The following is a 20609-nucleotide window of genomic DNA, read 5'->3' on the forward strand; positions in this document are numbered from 1 at the left end:
GGCCCCGACCGAGGAGCCGGCCGGGGCCCCGGCGCCGTTCAGGCGCGGGCCGGCACGGTCAGTCGCCCGTCGTGCACCTCGGCGACCTGGTCGACGGCGGTCAGGTGCGTCCGGTCGTGGGTGACCAGGACGGTGGCGGTGGCCCGGCGGTGGGTGAGCTCGGTGATCAGGTCGATCACCGCGGCGCCGCGCTCGTGGTCCAGGGCGCTGGTGGGCTCGTCCACCAGCAGGACGGTCGGCTCGTTCACCAGCGCGCGGGCGATGTTCACGCGCTGACGCTGGCCGCCCGAGAGCTGGTGCGGGCGCCGGCCCGCCAGGGCCAGCAGCCCGACCGCGTCCAGCAGCTCCAGCGCCCGGGCGCGGGCGGCCCGCGGGGAACGGCCGTCCAGGTGGGCCATCACCTGGAGCTGCTCGGCGGCGGTCAGTGAGGGCAGCAGGTTCGGCTGCTGGAAGACGATGCCGATCCGCTGCCGGCGCAGTGCGCTCAGCCCCGCCCGGTCCAGCCCGGCGGTGTCCACGCCGTCCAGCACCACCCGCCCGCTGTCGGGGGAGATCAGCGTCGCGGCGACGGCCAGCAGGCTCGACTTGCCGGATCCGGACGGGCCCACCACGGCGGTGATGCTGCCGGCCGGGACCTCCAGCGAGACGTCGTCCAGCGCCGTCAGCCGGCCGTCGCCGTCCGGGTAGGTGAGGGTGATGTTCGCGAGCTGCAGGCTCATCGGGCGCTCCCCAGGGCGGTCAGCGGGTCGACGGAGGTGATGCGGCGGATCGAGAGGCCGGCGCCGAGCGCGCCGAGCGCGATCATCACGCCGGCGGGCAGGAGCACGGTCGGCGCGTCCAGGACGAACGGCACCGCCGAGCCGAGGGCCGCGCCCGCGCCGACCGCGATCGCGGTGCCGAGGGCGGTGCCCAGCACCAGCAGCACCACGGCCTGGCCGAGCGCGTCCCGCAGCAGGTAGCGGGTGGAGGCGCCGAGCGCCTTCAGGACGGCGACGTCGCCGCTGCGCTGGATCGTCCAGACCGTGAAGAAGGCGCCGACGACCAGCGCCGAGATCGCGAACAGGAAGCCGCGCATCAGTTGCAGCGAGCCGTTCTCCGAGGTGAAGGAGCCGATCGCCGCCAGCGAGTCGTCCGGCGTGAGCGACCTGGTGCCGAACCGGTGGTCGGCGTCCGCGAGGGCGGCGCCGGTGGTCAGCGACAGGGCGATCACGGTGGCGTGCTCACCGGTGCCGGCGGCGGGGGCCACCCGCTGCCAGTCGTCCAGGCCGGTCCAGACGACCGGCAGGTGGCTGAAGGAGGCGTCGCCCGCCACCGCGGCCACCGTCAGCTCCCGGCCCGCGAGGGTGAGCGTCGAGCCGGGCGCGACCTCGAGGTCCGCCGCGGCGGCCGTGGACAGCACCACCCGGCCGGGGGCGAGCAGCTCGCCGCGCGGCGCCAGCGAGGAGCCGGCCGGCACGCCGAAGGCGGACAGCGCGGCGGTGCGCTGCCCGGCGGCGGCCTTGGCGGTGCTGATGCCCACCGGCTGCGCCGAGGTGACGCCGGCGACCCCGGCCCAGCCCCGCCACTGCTCGGGGGTGACCTGGGAGTCGGTGAAGGACGGCTTCCGGCCGTCCGCCGGCGCCGAGAACACCAGGCGGTCGGCGGGCAGGCCGGTGATCGCCGAGGTGTTCTGCCGGCCCAGCCCGGCGGTCAGTCCGGAGAGCAGGCCCACCAGCACGGTGATGAGTACGATGACGGTCCCCATCAGGGCGAACCGCCCCTTGGCGAACCGCAGGTCCCTCCAGGCGACGAACACGGTGTTCCCTTCTCTCGGCAGCGGCTCGGACCGCCGGACGACGGGGAGCGCGGATCGCGGAGCGGCGCGCCCTGTCGCCGGGCGGTCCCGACCCCACCAATCTCCCGGTCGGACCTGCGCTCCGGCATCGCGCCGGGGATTGGATCCCCCGCATCGAAGGACACAGCCGCGGGTCAACCTTTCGATTGATGCCCGGGCCCCGTGCGGGCGCCTAGCCTGGAGGGATGGCGACCGACCGTTCACTGACCCCCGTCGCCGCCGTGCTCCGGATCTGTCTGCACCTGCTGGTGGCCGGCCTGCTCGCGCTGGCGGTGGCCCGCTCCTCCGTCCACAGCTCCCGGCCGGCGGCCGTCACCGCCGCCGCCGTCGCGATGGCCGCCGTCTACGCCGCCGGGCCCCTGCTCGGCGTCGTCCGGCGTTCGCGGACCGGCTCGGCCGTCTGGCTCGCCGTGCTGACCGCGGCCTGGCTCGCGCTGCTGGCGCTCACCCAGGACGGGGTCTGGCTCGCCTTCCCGCTGTACTTCCTCCAGCTGCACCTGCTCGGGCGCCGCATCGCACTGGTGGCGGTGGGCCTCACCACCGCGGCCGCCGTGCTCGGGTTCGCCTGGCACCAGCACCGGTTCGACGTGGCGGCGGTGATCGGGCCGACCCTCGGCGCCGCCGTGGCCACCGCCACCGTACTCGGCTACCAGGCGCTCTACCGGGAGAGCGAGGAGCGCCGGCGGCTGATCGACGAGCTCAGCGCCGCCCGCGCCGACCTCGCCGCCGCCCACCACACCGCCGGCGTCCTCGCCGAGCGCGAACGCCTGGCCCGCGAGATCCACGACACGCTGGCGCAGAGCCTGTCCAGCATCCAGCTGCTGCTGCGGGCCGCTGGCCGGGCCCTGCCCGAGCAGACCGAGGCCGCGGCCGGGTACGTGGAACAGGCCCGCCGCGCCGCGCAGGACAACCTCGCCGAGGCCCGGCGCTTCGTCCGCGCGCTCACCCCGCCCGATTTGGAGGACTCCTCGCTGCCCACCGCGCTGGAGCGGCTCTGCGCCACCACCTCCGAGCACAGCGGTGTGCCGGTCCGCTTCCACCTCTCCGGCGATCCGGCGCCGCTGCCGGCGCCGCACGAGGTGGCGCTGCTGAGGATCGCCCAGTCGGCGCTGGCCAACACCGTGCGGCACGCGCGGGCCACCCACGCCGAGGTCACCCTGAGCTACATGGACTCGGAGGTCGCCCTGGACGTCTTCGACGACGGCACCGGATTCGACCCGGCCGCCGTCGCCGCCCCCGGGACCGGCGACGCCGGGTTCGGCCTGCCCGCGATGCGGGCCAGGGCCCGCGCCCTCGGCGGCACCTTCACCGTGGAGTCCGCCCCCGGCCAGGGCACCGCGCTGGCCGTCCTGCTCCCCGAACCCGCCGAGGAGGGCGCCCCGTGAGCGAGCCGACCCGACCGCAGCCGACCCCCCGGACGGGCGACCCGGCGCCGATCCGGCTGCTGCTCGCCGACGACCACCCCGTGGTCCGGGCCGGGCTCCGCGCCGTCCTGGAGGGCGAGCGCGACCTCGCCGTGGTCGCCGAGGCGGCCACCGCGGAGCGGGCGGTCGAGCTGGCCGCGGACCTCGACGTCGACGTCGTCCTGATGGACCTCCAGTTCGGCCGGGGCATGAACGGCGCGCAGGCGACCGCCGCGATCACCGCCCGGCCCGGCGCACCCCGGGTGCTGATCGTCACCACCTACGACACCGACGCCGACACCGTGCCGGCCCTGGAGGCGGGCGCCACCGGCTATCTGCTGAAGGACGCCCCGCCGGAGGAGCTGGCGAGGGCCGTACGGGCGGCCGCCGCCGGGCGCTCTGCCCTGGCGGCCACCGTCGCCGACCGGCTGCTGGAGCGGATGCGCACCCCTTCGGCCGCGCTCAGCGTCCGTGAGGGCGAGGTCCTCGGGCTGGTCGCGGACGGGCTGACGAACCAGCAGATCAGCCAGCAGCTGCACCTCAGCCAGGCGACCGTGAAGTCCCACCTGGTGCACATCTACACCAAGCTCGGGGTGGACTCCCGGACCGCCGCCGTCCGGGCGGCCACCGATCGCGGGCTGATCCGGCGCGGCGACCGCTGAGCGACCGGCGACCGACCGGCGACCGACCGGCGACCGACCGGCGACCGACCGGCGACCGGCCGGCGAGCGACCGCTGAGCGCCCGGTGAGCCCGTCGGGCCGTCCGACGGACGGGTCAGCCGACCGCGCCGCCGGGCAGCGGCCGCCCCGCGAGGTAGCCGCGCCAGCCGCCGTACCCGGTGATGTCCTCGGCGCCCTCCAGGGCGGCCGGCTCGCAGAGGAAGCCCGCCACCCGGGTACCGTCGGCCAGCCGGACGCTCCCGACGGCCATCGGCTCGGGGAGCGCGGCGGTCAGCTCGCCCAGGCCGGCGGCCGGCAGCTCCCAGACCTCCGCCTCGACCGACGCGCCGCCGGCCGCCACCCGGACCAGGCCCGGCTTCGCCGGGACGGTGTCCAGCGCGTACAGGCGGTAGTCCGCGGCGGTGCCGGTACGGGCGGCCAGCGCGGCGCCCAAGGCGAGCAGTTGGCCGTTCAGCGGCTGGCCGCTCAGGTGCGCGCCGACCACCGCGAGCCGGACCGTGCCGGGCGGGCCCCCCGGACGCGGCGCCGCCGGTGGAGCCCCGGCGAGCTGCCGGGCCAGCAGGCCCAGCCGGCGTTCGGTGTGCGGGCGGCCGATCAGCATCACGCCGAAGGGCAGGCCCCCGACCTCGCCGGCCGGTACCGCGAGGGCGCAGAGGCCCAGCAGGTTGGTCGAGTTGGTGAACCGGCCGAGCCGGGTGTTGACCCCGACCGGGTCGGCGGCGACCTCGGCGAGGGTCGGATGGCCCGGGGTGGTCGGCAACAACAGGGCGTCGGCCTCGCCGAGTTCGGCCAGGGCCAGGGCGCGGAGCCGGTCCAGCTCGGCCAGGCCCTGGTGGAGCAGGTGCGCCGGGACGTCCCGACCGGCGGTGATGATCCGGCGCACCACCTCGTCCAGGTCCGCGGAGTCCCCCTGCTTCTCGATGAACTCGCCCACCGCGGCGTAGCGTTCGGCGACGAAGGCACCCTGGTACAGCATCTGCGCCACCGTGCTGAACGGCGTCAGGTCGAGGGTGAGCAGCTGCGCCCCCGCGTCCGCCAGTCGCTGCACCGCCGCCAGGTACGCCGTCGCCCAGCCCTCGTCCAGCTCGCCGAGCTGGTCGAGGGGCGGCACCGCGACCCGCCACGGCCCGGGCCGGCGCGGCGCGGGCGCGACCGGCACCGGGTCGGCGACGATCTCGTAGGCGAGTTCGGCGGACTCGACCGAGCGGGCGAACACCGAGACGCAGTCGAGGCTGCGGCAGGCCGGGACCACGCCCGCGGTGGGCACGACGCCCCTGGTGGGCTTGAGGCCGACGACGCCGTTGAGGGCCGCCGGCACCCGGCCCGAGCCCGCGGTGTCCGTCCCCAGGGCCAGGTCGACGAGGCCCAGTGCCACCGCGACCGCCGAACCGGAGCTGGAGCCGCCCGAGATCCGGGTGGGGTCGACGGCGTTGCGGACCGCGCCGTACGGACTGCGGGTGCCGACCAGGCCGGTGGCGAACTGGTCCAGGTTGGTGGTGCCGAGGGGCACCGAGCCGGCGGCCCGCAGCCGGGCCACGGCCGGGGCGTCCGCCTCGGGGAGCCGGGCGTAGGACGGGCAGCCGGCGGTGGTGGGCAGCCCGGCCAGGTCGATGTTGCCCTTCACCGCGAACACCGTGCCCGCCAGCGGGAGGTACTCCCCGGCGGCCCGGCGGGCGTCCACCTCGGCCGCCTCGGCCTCGGCCTGCGCCTGCGGGCGCAGCCCGATCCACACCTCGGGCCGGTCCGCCCCGGCGATCCGCCGGTAGGCCTCGCGCACCCGCTCGACGGCGCCGGGCCCGGTGCTTCCGGGCCCGCCGGCCGCACGGGTCGCGGCGCCACCGTCCGTCATGGTCGCGTCGGGCTTCACGAGGCCACCTCCAGTGCGAGTGCGGCCAGCACGACCAGCGGGGAGCCGGCCTCCACCTGGTCGCCGGGCTTCACCAGCAGCTGCGCCACCACGCCGTCCCGGTCGGCGAACACCGGGGACTCCATCTTCATCGCCTCCACCGCCATCAACTGCTGTCCCTTGCTGACGCGTTCGCCCGCCCGGACGTCCACCTTCCAGACGCAGGCGGTGAACTCGGCCTCGACCACGGAGCCGCCGGGCGGGGCGAGCGCCTGCCGGACGGGTCCGGGGGCGGCCTCGGCGGCGCTCTCGGCCCGGTCGAACTCGCCCGCCTCCTCCCAGGCCTGGCGCTCGGCCCCGAAGGCGGCCGCCTGCACCGCCCGGAACTCCTCGATCGGGCCGGCGTTCGCGGCCAGGAAGGCCAGATGGTCGGCGAGTGCGAACTCGCCCTCCTCCACCTTCAGTTCAAGGCGTCCGGCAGCCATGTCGGCCCGCATCTCCAGCAGTTCCTCCGCCGAGACCGGGTACCACCTGATCCGGTCGAAGAACCGCAGCAGCCACGGCGCGCCCGCGGTGAACGGCCCGCGCTGCTGCCAGCCGGACCACATCTGCACGGTGCGGCCGACGAACTGGTAGCCGCCGGGCCCCTCCATCCCGTACACGCAGAGGTAGGCGCCGCCGATGCCGACCGAGTTCTCGGCCGTCCAGGTGCGGGCCGGGTTGTACTTGGTGGTGACCAGCCGGTGCCGGGGGTCGAGCGGGGTGGCGACCGGCGCGCCCAGGTAGACGTCACCGAGGCCGAGGACCAGGTACTCGGCCTCGAAGACCGTCCGGTAGACCTCGTCCACCGAGGCCAGGCCGTTGATCCGGCGGATGAACTCGATGTTCCACGGGCACCAGGGCGCGTCGTCGCGCACGCCGGCCATGTAGCGGGCGATCGCCTCGCGGGTCGCCGGGTCGTCCCAGGAGAGCGGCAGGTGGACGGTCCTGCTGGGCACCCGCAGCTCGCCGGTGGGGGGCAGCGCCGCCTCGATCTCCCGGACCAGCTCCAGCAGTCGGGGGACGGGCAGGACGTCCGGGTCGGTGTGCACCTGCAGCGAGCGGATGCCGGGGGTGAGGCCCAGCATGCCGGCCGGCTGCGCGGCGGCCAGCCGCTCGGCGAGCGCGTGCACCCGCATCCGCAGGGCCAGGTCCAGCTGCATCGGGCCGTACTCGACCAGCAGGTTGTCGTCCCCGCTGCGCCGGTACGTCACGCTCGGCCGGCCGGGCGCCTCGGGCAGCCGGGCCAGGACGCCGCCGTCGGTGATCGGTGCGCGGGAGGGCGCCGGCGCGGCGGCGGGGGAGCGGCGCAGCTGCGCGGCGGCCGTCAGGGTGACGGGGACGAAGCGCACGGTGTCGCCCGGCCGGAGCTGGCCGAGCTTCCAGCGCTGCCCGGTGACCACGGTGGCCGGGCAGACGAACCCGCCGAGGGAGGGGCCGTCCGGGCCGAGCAGCACGGGCATGTCACCGGTGTAGTCGACGGCCCCGACCGAGTACGGGGTGTCGTGGATGTTGGACGGGTGCAGCCCGGCCTCGCCGCCGTCGGTGCGGGCCCAGACGGGCTTGGGGCCGACCAGCCGCACGCCCGTCCGGGCGCTGTTGAAGTGCACCTTCCAGTCGGCGGCGTAGAAGGTCTCGACGTCCTGCTCGGTGAAGAACTCGGGTGCGGCGTGCGGCCCTTCGGCGGCCGGCAGCTCCCAGACGGAGCCGAACTCGGGGCGCTCCGCGGCCGGCACGGGGGCGAAGGCGGGATCGGCCTCGCCGGTGCCGCCGTGCAGGACGTCGCCGATCCGCAGCGCCCGGCCGCCGTGGCCGCCGAACCCGCCGAGGGTGAAGGTGGCGGCGCTGCCGAGGAATTCGGGGACGTCGAGCCCGCCGGCCAGCAGCAGGTAGGTGCGCAGGCCCGGTCCGGGCGGGGCGGCGACGTCCAGGACGCCCCCGGCGGGGACGAGCACGGGCTCCCACTGCGGGACGGGCACGTCGTCGACCGTGACGGCGGCGGGGGCGCCGGTCACGCAGACCCAGCTGGCGCGGGTGAAGCGCAGCGCCGGCCCCTGCAGGGTGCATTCGAGGCCGGCCAGGCCCTCCGGGTTGCCCAGTGCGCGGTTGCCGAGCCGGAACGAGAGGTCGTCCATCGGCCCGCAGGGCGGTACCCCGACCTGCCAGTACCCGGTGCGGCCGGGCCAGTCCTGGACGGAGGTGAGGGTGCCGGCCCGCAGCACCTCGATCCGCGGCGTCGGGTCGGTCACGGTGGCCAGGGTCGCGGTGTGGTGGGTCGCCGAGCGGACGGCCTCGACGGCGGGGATGGCGCGCAGCAGGCCGAGGTTGGTCTCGATGCCCTCGATCCGGGTGTCGCCCAGGGCGGCCGTCAGCTCGGCCAGTGCCCGGTCGCGGTCGGCGCCGTGCACGATCACCTTGGCGAGCATCGGGTCGTAGGAGGTGGTGACCTCGGTGCCGGTCTCCACCCAGGCGTCCACGCGGGCGTCCGGGGGGAACCGCACCTCGGTGAGCAGGCCGGCGCTGGGCCGGTGGTCGCGGCTCGGGTCCTCGGCGTAGACCCGCGCCTCGACGGCGTGGCCGACCGGCGGGCCGACCTCGCGGACCACCGCGGTGTCGCCCTGCGCGAGCCGCAGCATCCACTCGACCAGGTCGACTCCGTGGACCGCCTCGGTGACCGGATGCTCCACCTGCAGGCGGGTGTTGACCTCCAGGAAGTACGCCTCCTCGCGGGTGGCGTCGTAGACGTACTCGACGGTGCCGGCCGAGCGGTAGTCCAAGCCGGCGCACAACGCCCGGGCAGACTCGGCGAGTTGGCGGCGGACGTGGTCGGGCAGGCCGGGGGCGGGGGCCTCCTCCAGCACCTTCTGGTTGCGGCGCTGGAGCGAGCAGTCCCGGTCGCCCAGGGTGACGACCCGGCCGGTGCCGTCGCCGAACACCTGCACCTCGACGTGCCGGGCCCGCTCCACCAGCCGCTCCAGGAACACACCGGCCGTCGAGAAGCTGGCGGCGGCGACCCGCTGCACCCGCTCCCAGGCGTCGGCGAGTTCGGCGGCCGAGCGGCAGGCCTGCATGCCGATCCCGCCGCCGCCGCCGGTGGCCTTGAGCATCACCGGGTAGCCGACCGAATCGGCGGCGACCAGGGCCTCGTCCAGGCCGGGGAGCAGCCCGGTGCCGGGCAGCAGCGGGACGCCGGCGGCCTCGGCGGCGGCCCGGGCGGTGTGCTTGGCGCCGAACACCTCCAGCTGGTGCGGGGTCGGCCCGACGAAGGACAGTCCGGCGGCCTCGACCCGGCGGGCGAACGCGGCGTCCTCGGAGAGGAAGCCGTAGCCGGGGTGGACGGCGCCCGCGCCGTGGTCCAGGGCGGCCGCCAGCACCAGGTCGGCGCGCAGGTAGCTGTCCTTGGCCGGGGCGGGGCCGAGCCGGACGGCGTGGTCGGCGAGCCGGACGTGCGGCGCCGAGCGGTCGGGGTCGGAGAAGACCGCGACCGTGCGCAGGCCGAGCCGGTGGGCGGTGCGGATGATCCGGGCGGCGATCTCGCCGCGGTTGGCGACCAGCAGGCTGTCGAAGGTCATCGGGCGTCCTCGGTGATCGTCATCCGGACCGGCGTCGGGTCGAAGCCGTTGCACGGGTTGTTGATCTGGGGGCAGTTGGAGACCAGCACGAGGACGTCGGTCTCGGCGCGCAGCACGACCCGCAGACCGGGCGCGGAGAGGCCGTCCACGATGCCGAGGGTGCCGTCGGGCTCGACGGGCACGTTCATGTACCAGTTGATGTTGCTGACCAGATCGCGCTTGCCCAGGCCCCAACGGGCGCCCTCCGCGAGGAAGTTCTCCACGCAGGCGTGCTGGGACCAGGTGTGGTGCCCGTAGCGCAGGGTGTTGGACTCCTTGGAACAGGCACCGCCGATGGTGTCGTGCCGGCCGCAGTCGTCGGCCAGCACGGTCATCAGCGGGGTGTGCTCGTTGGAGAGCAGCACGCTCCCCTCGGTGAGGAACAGCGACCCCTGGGCCTGCAGGGTGTCGGGGGCGCTGTACCGGACGGCGGTGTCGTGTGCGTCGTACAGCAGGCAGTCCACGGCCTGGTTGCCGCCGAGGTCGGTGACGGTCAGCAGCTGTCCGCGCCGTACGACGGCCGACCAGCCGGCGCGGGCGGGGACGGTCAGCTCCGTGACGACGGTGGTCATCGGCCCTCCCGGGGGGTGGAGTTGGCGGCATCGGTGTTGAGGTAGGCGCGGTGCGCCTCGGGGGTCGCGGTGCGCAGCGGGTCGCCGGCGGCGGTGGGGGTGCCCGGGACGGCGCGGACGAGCAGCGGCGTGCAGTGGTAGCCGGGGCGCGGGTCGAGCGGATGCGCGGTGTTCGCGATCAGGACGGTGAGCGGCTGCTCGGCGCGCAGGGTGACCCGGGCGCCGGGGCCGGCCGCACCGGTCGGGGTGAGGGCGCCGTCCGGTTCGGCCCGGACACCGCGGAAGAAGGAGATGCTGGGCGGCAGGTCGCGCGCGGTGAGGCCGTGTTTCGCGGCGGCGAGCTTGAAGAGCTCGCGACCGGCCGGGGACGGGCCGTGGGCGCTGCCGTCGCCGTACCGGGCGGTGTTGCGGGCGGCCGTCGAGGTGCCGGTGAGGGTGTCGTGGTGGCCGGAGGTGTCCCGGAGCACGGTGGCGAGCACCCGGCCCTGGTCGGAGAGGAGCAGGCTGCCGGCGCCGAGGTAGGCGTTCCACTGGACCTTGGCCGTGTCGGCGGTGTTGAGCCGCTCCCAGGGGCGGTCGGTGACGTACAGCAGCAGGTGCGCGCAGGCCTCGCCCTCGGTGTCGGTGAGGGTGAGTTCGGCGCCGGCGGGGACGGTGAGGTGGGTGTAGTTGCCGCCGGCCACCTTCTCCTCCCACAGGGTGCCCGGCGGGGGCGGGAGCAGGGGCATGCAGTCGACGACGGTGCCGTGCTGGGCGCGGGCGTGGGCGCGGGCGGCCACGGCGGTGGCCGTGGATGTGGTGGGGGTGGTCACGGCGCCTCCTGGGCTGCTGCCGGGGTTTCTGTCGCTTGACAGAAATTAGGGCGACCGGACGTCGCCGCCGTTGCCCGCGGGTTTCGCCCCGGTTACCGTCCCCTCACCGCCGCGGTGCTGTGCGAGGATCGAGCCGTGCCCGCCAACCCAGCAACCCCGCCCCGCGTCGGACGCCCACGTGCCCGGGGCCGGTCGGACAGCGAACTGACCCCGCGTGCAGAGGTGTTGGCGGCAGCCGCCGAACTCTTCACGGTCAACGGCTACGCGGCCACCACCACCCGCGCGGTGGCCGACCGGGCCGGACTGCGGCAGGCCTCGCTCTACCACTACTTCGCCGGCAAGGAGGACATCCTCGCCAGCCTGCTGGAGAGCACGGTCGAGCCCTCGCTCGCCTTCGCCACCGAACTGCTGGCCGGACTCGGGACTCCCGCCGAGGCAGCGGGCGAGGATGCGGGCGAGGACGAGGACGCGGGCGAGGACGAAGCCGCCGCCGGGCTCTGGGCGCTGGCGGCCTTCGACGCCGAACTCCTCTTCGGCGGGCTCTACAACCTGGGCGCGCTCTACCAGTTGCCCGAGGTGCGCGGCGAGCGCTTCGCCGAGTTCCGGCGCTCCCGCGGCGCGCTGAAGTCCGTGTACGGCACCCTGCTGACCCGGCTGGACGCCGCCGGTGACCCGGTGCTGCGCACCGACCTGCTGCTCGGACTGGTCGAGGGCGGGGTGGCGGTCGCCCGGGAGAGCGGCGACCGCGAACCCCGGACGGTCGGTGAGGCCGTCGCGGACGCCGCCCTGCGACTGGCGGGCCGCAGCGCCCGGCAGATCACGGCCGCACGAACGGCGGCGGCCCGCCTCCGTCCCGCCTGAGCGGGGGCGGACGGGAGGCGGGCCGGCGGTCGGGCGGTGAGGTCGCGAGGGGTCGGGGCGGTGAGGTCGGGCGGGGGCGGGCCGTGAGGTCGGGCGGGGTCCGGACTGCTCCGCCTACCGGTCGGCACCGGTGCAGCCGCAGTGGTGTCGCAGGCTCGGCCTCATCGCCGGTGCAGCCGCGGTGTCATCGGCGGCACAGCCGTAGCGTCATTGCCGGCGCAGCCGCAGTATCATCGCCGGCGCAGCCGGTATGCCCCGCCCACCGCCAGTGCACCGGCCAGGAAGAGCAGGCTGAACCACTGCAGGTACCAGTGCCCGCCGGCCGGGTCGTACACCGCCGCGCGCGGCCAGGCCAGGTTGACCGTCATCGCCACGCCGTACACCAGGGCGAGCACGTTCACCGGCAGGCCCCAGCGGCCCAGGCTGAACAACGGGCGCCCCTGCTCGTCCAGTTCGTCCCCGCTGCCGATCGGCCGGCCCTGCAGTCGGCGGCGCAGCATCGCCCCCACCACCAGCGCGTAGGCCGTGTAGACCAGCACGATGCAGGTGGTCTCCAGGGCCAGGAACGCGGACGGCGCGAGCAGGTTGACCAGCAGGAACCCGATCGCGAGGCCGCCGGACACCAGGGCCGGCAGGTGCGGGGTGCCGGTGCGCGGGGACACCGCCGCCAGGCGGCGGGAGTACGGGAGGGCGCCGTCCCGGGCCATCGAGAAGATCATCCGGGCGCCGGCGGTCTGCATCGCCAGCGTGCCGACGCAGACCGCCACCGCCACGTCCGCGAGCAGCAGGCGGCCCGGGAGTTCGCCGAGCGTGCTGGTCAGGACGTACGCCATGCCCTCGGTCGCGAGCCGGCCGTCCGAGAGGCTGGGCGCCGCCAGCAGGGCGCCGAGGATCAGCAGCCCGCCGCCGAGGCCGGCGGCGGCGAGCGCGCCGAGGATGGTGCGGGGAGCGGTGCGGCGCGGGGCGCGGGTCTCCTCGGACATCTCACCGGCGCTGTCGAAGCCGATCATCACGTAGGCGGCGGTGAACGAGCCGACCAGGAACATCCAGAGGTACCCGCTCTGCCCGCCGGTGTGCAGCGTCACGGTCGGGGTGCGCTCGCTGTGGGTGAACAGCAGGACGGCGATCAGGGCGATCCCGGTCAGTTCGGCGGTGACGCCGACGCTGTTGATCACCGACATCAGCCGGATGCCGATCACGTTGACCAGCGTGGTGGCGGAGATCAGCGCGGCGCCGAGGAGCACGGCGTTGGCCGCCCCGGTGCGGGAGCTCAGGGCCGGGTCGCCGCCCACGAGTTGGAAGCCCGACCAGACGGAGGGCAGTACCACCTGGAGGGCCAGTGCGGCTGCGGTGACCACGACGATCTGCCCGATCACCATCAGCCAGCCGGTGAACCAGCCGTACACGGCGTTGCCCAGCCGGGTGGCCCACTGGTAGATGGAGCCGGATATCGGGTAGCGGGCAGCGAGTTCGGCGAAGCAGGCGGCGACCAACAGCTGCCCGCCCAGGACGAGCGGCCAGCTCCAGAAGAACGCCGGCCCGGCGAAGCCGTAGCCGAAGGAGAAGAGCTGGAACACGGTGGTGAGCACCGAGATGAAGGAGAAGCCGGCCGCGAAGGAGGCGAACCTGCCCATCGTGCGGTGCAGTTGCTGGGGGTAGCCGAACTCGCCGAGCGACTGGTCGGCCACCGCCGGGCCGGCCTGCGGGGGGTCGCCGAGCCACCCGCCGGCGCCGGGCGGGGCGGGGTTCTCGGGCGGTGCGAGGGAAGGGCTGGTGGTCATCGGGCACCGGCTTTCCACGGGGGCGGGAGCTGTCGGCCGCACAGTTTCTGTCGGCTGACAGAAATGTGGGGGCAGACGGCTTCCCCCGCATTGCCCGTTCGTTGCCGGGACGTTGCCTTGTGCTCACCGCCGTCACCTGGCGCCCGTACCCCCGGTGGCCGGCGGTGGAGGCCGGGCGCCGCGGATCGGCGGCGGTCCGGCATCCCGTGCCCGGGCATGCGACCGGGCCGCAGGACGGAACGTCACTGCGGCCCGGCAGGGGTGGTCAGTTGGCGGCGGAGGCCGTCGACCCGGCAGGGAGCTCCAGCTCGGAGGCGGGGTCGGCCGCCTCCTCCGGTCCCGCCTCCGCGGCGGGCGTACGGGCCGGCCCGTCGAAGGCGGCCCCCCGGCGCCGGCCGAGGGCTTCGGCGGCCGGCTGGGTCCAGCGGGCGGTGAGCGGCCCGATGATGACGAGCAGCAGGACGTACGCGGTGGCGAGCGGTCCGAGCTCGGGTTCGATGCCGGCGGTGACGGCCAGCCCGGCGATGACGATGGAGAACTCGCCGCGCGCGACCAGGGCCCCGCCCGCCCGCCAGCGCCCGCCCGGCCCGATGCCGGCCCGGCGGGCCGCCCAGTACCCGGTGGCTATCTTGGTGAACACGGTGACCACGGCCAGCGCGAGGGCCGGCAGCAGCACCGGCGGGATGCTCGCCGGGTTGGTGTTCAGGCCGAAGAAGACGAAGAACACGGCCGCGAAGAGGTCCCGCAGCGGGCTGAGCAGCGAGTGCGCGCCCTCGGCGGCCTCGCCCGACAGCGCGATGCCGACCAGGAACGCGCCGACCGCCGCCGAGACCTGCAACTGCTCCGCGATGCCCGCGACCAGCAGGGTCAGGCCGAGCACGACCAGCAGCAGCTTCTCCGGATCGTCATGGGACACGAACCGTGAGATCAGCCGTCCGTAGCGCAGTGCCACGAAGAGCACGGCGCTGGCCGTGACCAGGGCGATCGCGAGCGTGATGCTGCCGGCGAGCAGGCCCGCACCGGCCAGCAGCGCGGTCAGGATCGGCAGGTAGAGGGCCATCGAGAGGTCCTCCAGCACCAGGATGGAGAGGATCACCGGTGTCTCGCGGTTGCCCAGCCTGCCCAGGTCGCCGAGCACCTTGGCGATCACGCCGGAGGAGGATATCCAGGTGACCCCGGCGAGGACCACGGCCGCGACCGGACCCCAGCCGAGCAGCAGGGCCATCCCCGCGCCGGGCAGCGCGTTGAGTGCGAAGTCGACGGCGCCGGCGGGGTACTGCGCCTTGAGGTTGGTGACCAGGTCGGCGGCGGTGTACTCCAGACCCAGCATCAGCAGCAGCAGGACCACGCCGATCTCGGCGCCGGTGGCGACGAACTCCTCGCTGGCGGAGAGCGGCAGCAGCCCGCCGTGGCCGAAAGCCAGGCCGCCCAGCAGGTACAGCGGGATCGGGGAGAGTCCGTACCGGCCGGCTATCCGGCCCAGCAGGCCCAGCACCAGGATGATCGCGCCCAGTTCGATGAAGACGGAAGCGCCGTGCATCCGATCACTCCCTTCCCAGAATGGCGGCGGCGGCGTCGACGCCTTCGCGGGTGCCGATGACGATCAGGGTGTCGCCCCCGGCGAGCCGGAAGTCCGGCGCGGGGGACGGGACGGCGCCGGTGCGGCGCAGCACGGCGACGATCGAGGCACCGGTCGCGGTGCGCATCCGGGTCTCGCCGAGCAGCCGGCCGTTCCAGTACGAGACGCCGCTCAGCGGGATCCGCTCGGCCACCAGGCCGAGGTCGGTGGTGTGCAGCAGCCCCGGGCTGTGGTGGGCCGGGAGCAGCGCGTCGACCAGGGCGGCGGACTCGCTCTCACTCAGGTGCAGGCTGTGCGCGCAGGCGTCCGGGTCGTCGGCGCGGTAGAGGTTGAGGCTGCGTGAGCCGTCGCGGTGGGCGATGACCGAAAGGTGCCGCTGTTCTCGGGTGGTGAAGTCGTACTGGACTCCCACGCCGGGCAGGCTGGTCGTCCGGACGCGCGGGATCGCCATGGCTGCTGTCCTCTCGTCAGGGCCTCGGCCGGGGCCTTCCTCGGGGCCACGGGCCGGGGCTTCTCGTCAGGGCACGGGTCGGGGCCTCCAGGGCGGTGCATCTCCGCCGAAGAGTAATGCAATAGTAAAGTAATGGTCATGACGGTCGGTAGCCGGAGGGTGTCGGCCGGGGTGCGTACGTGTACTGAGGGGTGGTCCGGGCGGCGGCGGACCGGGCTCCCGACCCGACGGGGGCCGGTCCGTGGCACGCCGGCCGGTCCGAGCGGGGCGGTGGCGGGGCGATGGCGGTGGCGGTGGCGGTCTAGGGTGGACGTACCCGACCGGTCGTCGGTGCGGCGGCACCGGGACGCGAAGGAGTACGCGATGACGGTCCGGCTCGACGACCTCGCCGTTCCCGTACTGGCGGCACCGATGGCGGGCGGCGCCTCGACCCCGCGCCTGGTCGCGGCGCTCGCCGCGGCCGGCGGTATGGGCCTCCTCGCCGCCGGGTACCTGAGCGCGGCCGCGGTCGCCGAGCAGATCCGCCTGACCAGGGAGCTGACGGACCGCCCCTTCGGAGTGAACCTCTTCGTCCCCGCCGAACCGGGGGACGCCGCCGCGGTCGCCGGGTACCGGGAGCGACTGCGGCCCGAGGCCGAGCGGTACGGCGTCGAACTCCCCGCGGAGATCCCCGCCGACCGCGACGACTGGGACGCCAAGATCGAGACGCTGGTCGCGGACCCGGTGCCCTGGGTCTCCTACACCTTCGGCCTGCCCTCGCCGCGGGAGGTCCGCGCGCTGCGCGCCGCCGGCAGCCTGCAGATCGCCACCGTGACCGGCGCCGCCGAGGCCCGGCTCGCCGCGCGGGCGGGGATGGACGCGCTCTGCGTCCAGGGGCCGGCGGCGGGCGGGCACCGGGGCACCTTCCGGATCGCCGACCGGCCCGGCACCACCCCGCTGCTTCCGCTGCTCGCCGAGGTCGCGGCGGTGACCGGCCTGCCGCTGATCGCCGCCGGCGGGATCGGCGACGGCCCGGCCCTCGCCGCCGCGCTGCGGGCGGGCGCCGGCGCCGTCCAACTCGGCACCGCCTACCTGCGCGCGGACGAGTCCGGGGCGTCCGAGCCGCACCGCGCGGCACTGGTCGACGGGCGCCTCACCGAGACCGTGGTGACCAGGGCCTTCACCGGCCGCCCCGCGCGCGGCCTGCGCAACGCCTTCATCGACCGGTACGGGGCCGCGGCGCCGGCGGCCTACCCCGAGGTCCACCACCTGACCCGGCCGGTCCGGGCCGCGGCCGCCGCGCTCGGTGACACCGGGGCGATGCACCTGTGGGCGGGCACCGCGCACGGGCTCGCCCGGTCCGGCCCGGCGGCCGAGATCACCCGGGAGCTCTGGCGGGAGGCTCGGTCCGCGGTCTGGATGTCCTGACCTGACGCGCCGACCCCGCGCGCCTACCCCGCCGCGCCAATCCGCCAAGATAATCCGCCAAGATCCGCCGGACAGGCCCTAGGCCTCCGCCGTCCGGAGCTCCGTGGCCGAGGAGTCGGCCGCCGAAGGGGCGGTCGCCGAAGAGCCCGTCGCGGAGCGGTAGAACGCGATCTTTCCGTGGATCAGTTCCTGCTGGCGTCGCAGGTGCGCGATCCGCTCCTCCACCTGGACGTCGTGCTGCTCCAGCACCGCGAGCCGGGCGCCGGAGGTGCCCTCGCCCGCGCGCACGAGTTCGGCGAAGCGCCGCATCTCGGCGATCGGCATGCCGGTGTCGCGCAGGCAGCGCAGGACGCCGAGCCACTCCAGGTCGTGCGGGGTGAACCGGCGGTGCCCGGTGCGTGAGCGCTCCACCGTGCCGAGCAGGCCGATCCGCTCGTAGTAGCGCAGGGTGTCGAGGCTGAAGCCCGACCGCTCGACGGCCTGAGCCGGCGTCAGCCACCCCTCCCCGCCGGGCTGGTCGCCGGGCTGGGTGCCCGGACGGACACCGGGTTCCGCGGCGGTACGGGCGGCAGGCTGCTGGGGCGCGGTGGCGTGGGTCATGCGGGAGATCATGCCAGCGCCGCCGGGCGGCTTGACCTGGAGTGCGGTCCAGTTGGCAGGGTTCCGGGCAGCTCGCAGCACACCCAGTACCTGGAGGAACCATGCGATTTCGTACCCTCGGCCGGCGCGCGGACGGCACTCCCGGCCCCGAGGTCAGCGCGCTCTGTCTCGGCGTCCTGCCGTTCGGCACCCGGGTCGACCGGGCGGGGTCGTTCGCCGTGCTGGACCGGTTCGTCGAGCGCGGCGGCACCTTCGTCGACACCGCGAACTGCTACAGCTTCTGGATCGACGGCGCGACCGGTGACGAGAGCGAACTGATGCTGGGCGGCTGGCTGGCCGACCGGGACGCGCGCGCCGAGGTGGTGCTCGCCACCAAGGTCGGCGCCCGGCCGGCCGGCCCGGGGGAGTGGCCGGCCAACGCCGAAGGGCTCTCCGCCGAGGCGATCCGGGCCGGCGTCGAGGGCAGCCTCCGGCGGCTCGGGACCGACCGGATCGACCTGCTCTACGGGCACATCGAGGACCGCTCGGTGCCGCTGGAGGAGACCGTCGACGCCTTCGGGGCACTGGTCCGGGACGGCGCCGCCGACCTGCTCGGCATCAGCAACCAGCTGACCTGGCGGCTGGAGCGCTCCCGCGCCACCGCCCGGGCCCGCGGCGTGGCCGGGTACAGCTGCGTCCAGCAGCGGTACAGCTACCTGCGGCCCGCACCCGGGGCGAGCTTCGGCACCCAGGAGCACGTCACCCCCGAGCTGCTGGACTACGTCCGCACCGAGCCCGGGCTGAGCCTGCTCGCGTACAGCCCGCTGATCCACGGCGCCTACACGGACCCGGCCAAGCCGATGCCCCCGCAGTACGACCACCCCGGCGCGCGGGCCCGGCTCGACGCACTGCGCGAGGTCGCGGCGGAGACCGGTGCCACCGCCGGCCAGGTCGTGCTCGCCTGGCTGCTGGGCGGGGACGTCCCGGTGATCCCGGTGGTCGGTGCCACCACGGTGGCCCAGCTCGACGAGTCGCTGGACGCCGTCGAGTTGGACCTCACCCCGGCCCAGCGCCGCCGGCTCGACGAGGCGTGAGCGGGCGGCGCGCGGACCGGAGCGTCGCATCCCCGGGGAGGGGGGATCTCCGGCGGACGGGGAGTTGTCGTAAAGGGAGAACTCAGTCTGGCTGTCTCGGCCGGGCTGCTCGGGTGAGCCGGGCGCGGGTGTCGCAGGTCGAGCACGGGCAGGTGGACGGGCTGGACAACCTGCGGGCGTATGCCGCCGCGATCGGCGGCGCGGTGGCGGTGTCGGTGCGGCCCGGCGACCGGACGGTCGAGGTCGCCTGACCGCGGGCCGGGCCGGGCACGGCGGGGCCGCTCCGCCGAGGGCCCCGCCGTGCCCGCCTTTCCCGCCGGAGGCGGCCCGGGTCAGCCCAGCAGGCGGCTCATCCACTCCTCGATGCCGGCCACCGAGCGCGGCAGGGCGCCGGACATCAGCCGGGCGCCGTCGGCGGTGATGACCAGGTCGTCCTCGATCCGGATGCCGAGTCCGCGCAGTTCGAGCGGGAGGGTCTCGTCGTCCGGCTGGAGGTAGAGGCCCGGTTCGACGGTGAGGACCTGCCCCTCCTCCAGCACGCCGTCGAGGTAGGCCTCGGCCCGGGCCTTGGCGCAGTCGTGCACGTCCATGCCGAGCATGTGGCCGCTGCTGCAGAGGGTGTAGCGGCGGTGCAGGCCGCTGTCCTCCCGCAGGGACTGGCCGGCGGGGATCCGGAGCACCCCCCAGTCGGCCAGGCCCTCGGCGATCACCTGCATCGCGGCCCGGTGGAAGTCGCGGAAGGACGCGCCGGGGCGCAGCGCCGCGATGCCGGCGTCCTGGGCGGCGAGGACCAGTTCGTACGCCTGGCGCTGGACGGGGGAGAAGGTACCGCTCAGCGGGAGGGTACGGGTGATGTCGGCGGTGTAGAGCGTGTCGGTCTCCACGCCGGCGTCCAGCAGCAGGAGTTGGGTGGGGTCGAGGCGGCCGTCGTTGCGGGTCCAGTGCAGGACGCAGGCGTGGGCGCCGGAGGCGGCGATGGTGTCGTACCCGAGGCCGTTGCCCTCGGCGCGGGCGCGCAGGTTGAAGGTGCCCTCGATCCAGCGCTCGCCGCGCGGGTGGCGCAGCGCCGCGGGCAGGGCGCGGACGGCGTCCTCGAAGCCGGAGACCGTGTGGTCGACGGCGAGTTGGAGCTGCTCGACCTCCCAGGGGTCCTTGACCAGGCGCAGTTCGGACAGGACGGCGTCGAGCCGGGCGTCGGCGGTGCGGTCCGCGGTCGTGCCGGGGCGTCCGGTGGCGGCGTCCAGGACGGGGTCGACGCCGGCGAGCACCCGGGTGGTGGGGGCGGGGCCGGTGAGCAGCTTGGCGAGGTCGTCGAGGTGTTCGGTGCGCAGGCCGGTGAGCCGTTCGGCCTCGGCGAGGTCGGGCCGGCGGCCGACCCAGAACTCGCCGTAGCGGCGGTCGCGGTAGAACTCGGAGCCGTGGCTGCCGCCGGACCCGCCGCGCGGGGAGCGGGGCCGCAGGTAGAGCACCGGCTCGTGGCCCTCGGGGCCGGCGGGCTCCAGGACGAGGACGTGGCCGACCTGGTCGTCGCCGGTGAGGCCGGTCAGCCAGGCGTAGGCGCTGTGCGGGCGGAAGCGGTAGTCGTCGTCGTTGCTGCGCACCTTCAACTCGCCCGCGGGGACGATGATCCGCTCGCCGGGGAAGGCGGCGGAGAGGCGGGCCCGGCGGGCCGGGGTGCGGTCGTGGCCGGGCACCCGCAGGTCGGCGGGGAGCGGGGTGGCGGCCCAGGCGGTGCCCATGAAGGAGTCGAGGGCGGGGGATACGGCCATGTCGTGGCTTCCGGTGTTGAGCCGGGTTTCGGGGGTGGTGGCGGTCATCGGGCGGCTCCTTGCCGGTTTCGGTGGGCTGAGCTGGGACAACAGCTCGTTGCGCGAGGGGTGTTGGCGGTGCGGGCGGGGGTGGTCGCCGGACACAGCTCGGTAACGGGCGGCTCCATCCCTTGCCAGTGCAATTTCACATTACTATGTTACGGGTCACATCGCGGAGCGGCTAGACCTCGAAAGGCCGCCCTCCCCGGTCGCCCCCGGATCAGCGCCGGGGTGAACTTCGGGCCGCAAG

The 20609-nt window shown here is 75.2% G+C and carries 17 protein-coding genes; 6 read left to right on the forward strand and 11 right to left on the reverse strand.

What is annotated here, in order from left to right:
• Positions 1-38: 38 nt before the first annotated feature.
• Positions 39-719 (reverse strand): ABC transporter ATP-binding protein, encoded by a 681-nt coding sequence (locus ACFTWP_RS33945; protein WP_380268846.1) that lies wholly within the window; start codon positions 717-719, stop codon positions 39-41.
• Positions 716-1795 carry an ABC transporter permease gene (locus ACFTWP_RS33950; protein WP_380268847.1) on the reverse strand — a complete coding sequence of 360 codons (1080 nt, stop codon included), beginning with the start codon at positions 1793-1795 and terminating at the stop codon, positions 716-718. The genes ACFTWP_RS33945 and ACFTWP_RS33950 overlap by 4 nt, the downstream gene beginning before the upstream one ends.
• 224 nt (positions 1796-2019) lie before the next feature.
• Between ACFTWP_RS33950 and ACFTWP_RS33955 the strand changes: the two genes are divergently transcribed.
• Together ACFTWP_RS33955 and ACFTWP_RS33960 are read left to right on the forward strand one after the other, a co-directional pair.
• Positions 2020-3219 (forward strand): sensor histidine kinase, encoded by a 1200-nt coding sequence (locus ACFTWP_RS33955; protein ID WP_380268848.1) that lies wholly within the window; start codon positions 2020-2022, stop codon positions 3217-3219.
• Entirely contained in the window at positions 3216-3899 is a 684-nt protein-coding gene (locus ACFTWP_RS33960; protein WP_380268849.1) for a response regulator, read from the forward strand. The genes ACFTWP_RS33955 and ACFTWP_RS33960 overlap by 4 nt, the downstream gene beginning before the upstream one ends.
• A 114-nt stretch (positions 3900-4013) precedes the next feature.
• Here ACFTWP_RS33960 and atzF read toward each other — a convergent pair whose 3' ends face one another.
• Genes atzF through ACFTWP_RS33980 form a run of 4 tightly spaced genes read right to left on the reverse strand, consistent with a single transcriptional unit; the run spans position 4014 to position 10799 of the window.
• Positions 4014-5768, reverse strand: coding sequence for an allophanate hydrolase (atzF, locus tag ACFTWP_RS33965; protein WP_380268885.1), 1755 nt, complete (start codon positions 5766-5768; stop codon positions 4014-4016).
• 14 nt (positions 5769-5782) lie between these two features.
• A complete protein-coding gene (gene uca / locus ACFTWP_RS33970) occupies positions 5783-9376 on the reverse strand; it encodes an urea carboxylase (RefSeq protein ID WP_380268850.1) in 3594 nt (1197 codons plus the stop codon).
• Positions 9373-9987 (reverse strand): urea amidolyase associated protein UAAP2, encoded by a 615-nt coding sequence (locus tag ACFTWP_RS33975; protein ID WP_380268851.1) that lies wholly within the window; start codon positions 9985-9987, stop codon positions 9373-9375. Before ACFTWP_RS33975 ends, uca begins: the two co-directional genes overlap by 4 nt.
• On the reverse strand, positions 9984-10799 hold the full coding sequence (locus tag ACFTWP_RS33980; protein ID WP_380268852.1) for an urea amidolyase associated protein UAAP1: 816 nt from the start codon (positions 10797-10799) through the stop codon (positions 9984-9986). Before ACFTWP_RS33980 ends, ACFTWP_RS33975 begins: the two co-directional genes overlap by 4 nt.
• A 222-nt stretch (positions 10800-11021) precedes the next feature.
• Between ACFTWP_RS33980 and ACFTWP_RS33985 the strand changes: the two genes are divergently transcribed.
• Entirely contained in the window at positions 11022-11660 is a 639-nt protein-coding gene (locus tag ACFTWP_RS33985; protein WP_380268853.1) for a helix-turn-helix domain-containing protein, read from the forward strand.
• 230 nt (positions 11661-11890) lie between these two features.
• Here the strand turns inward: ACFTWP_RS33985 and ACFTWP_RS33990 are convergent, their stop codons facing one another.
• The 3 genes from ACFTWP_RS33990 to ACFTWP_RS34000 all read right to left on the reverse strand — a co-directional run bounded on the left by ACFTWP_RS33990 (position 11891) and on the right by ACFTWP_RS34000 (position 15471).
• Positions 11891-13441, reverse strand: a complete 1551-nt coding sequence (locus ACFTWP_RS33990) for an amino acid permease (protein WP_380268854.1) — start codon at positions 13439-13441, stop codon at positions 11891-11893.
• A 265-nt stretch (positions 13442-13706) separates the two neighbouring features.
• Positions 13707-14981: a cation:proton antiporter gene (locus ACFTWP_RS33995; protein WP_380268855.1), complete on the reverse strand. Its 1275-nt coding sequence runs from the start codon at positions 14979-14981 to the stop codon at positions 13707-13709.
• Between the two features lie 4 nt (positions 14982-14985).
• Positions 14986-15471, reverse strand: a complete 486-nt coding sequence (locus ACFTWP_RS34000) for a cation:proton antiporter regulatory subunit (RefSeq protein ID WP_380268856.1) — start codon at positions 15469-15471, stop codon at positions 14986-14988.
• Between the two features lie 363 nt (positions 15472-15834).
• On the opposite strand from ACFTWP_RS34000, the gene ACFTWP_RS34005 reads away from it, so the two are divergent.
• Complete coding sequence (locus tag ACFTWP_RS34005; protein WP_380268857.1) at positions 15835-16878, forward strand: nitronate monooxygenase; 1044 nt, start codon at positions 15835-15837, stop codon at positions 16876-16878.
• A 78-nt stretch (positions 16879-16956) separates the two neighbouring features.
• Here the strand turns inward: ACFTWP_RS34005 and ACFTWP_RS34010 are convergent, their stop codons facing one another.
• The gene (locus tag ACFTWP_RS34010; RefSeq protein WP_380268858.1) at positions 16957-17478 is read right to left on the reverse strand and encodes a MerR family transcriptional regulator; all 522 of its coding nucleotides are present in this window, start codon (positions 17476-17478) and stop codon (positions 16957-16959) included.
• Between the two features lie 101 nt (positions 17479-17579).
• On the opposite strand from ACFTWP_RS34010, the gene ACFTWP_RS34015 reads away from it, so the two are divergent.
• Complete coding sequence (locus ACFTWP_RS34015) at positions 17580-18551, forward strand: aldo/keto reductase (protein ID WP_380268859.1); 972 nt, start codon at positions 17580-17582, stop codon at positions 18549-18551.
• A 128-nt stretch (positions 18552-18679) separates the two neighbouring features.
• On the forward strand, positions 18680-18802 hold the full coding sequence (locus ACFTWP_RS34020) for a hypothetical protein (protein ID WP_380268860.1): 123 nt from the start codon (positions 18680-18682) through the stop codon (positions 18800-18802).
• An 81-nt stretch (positions 18803-18883) separates the two neighbouring features.
• On the opposite strand, the gene ACFTWP_RS34025 is transcribed toward ACFTWP_RS34020, so the two are convergent.
• Positions 18884-20368, reverse strand: a complete 1485-nt coding sequence (locus ACFTWP_RS34025) for an aminopeptidase P family protein (protein ID WP_380268861.1) — start codon at positions 20366-20368, stop codon at positions 18884-18886.
• Between the last annotated feature and the right edge of the window lie 241 nt (positions 20369-20609).

Origin of the sequence: Kitasatospora sp. NPDC057015, from assembly GCF_042673745.1 — a bacterium.
Taxonomy (GTDB): Bacteria; Actinomycetota; Actinomycetes; order Streptomycetales; family Streptomycetaceae; genus Kitasatospora.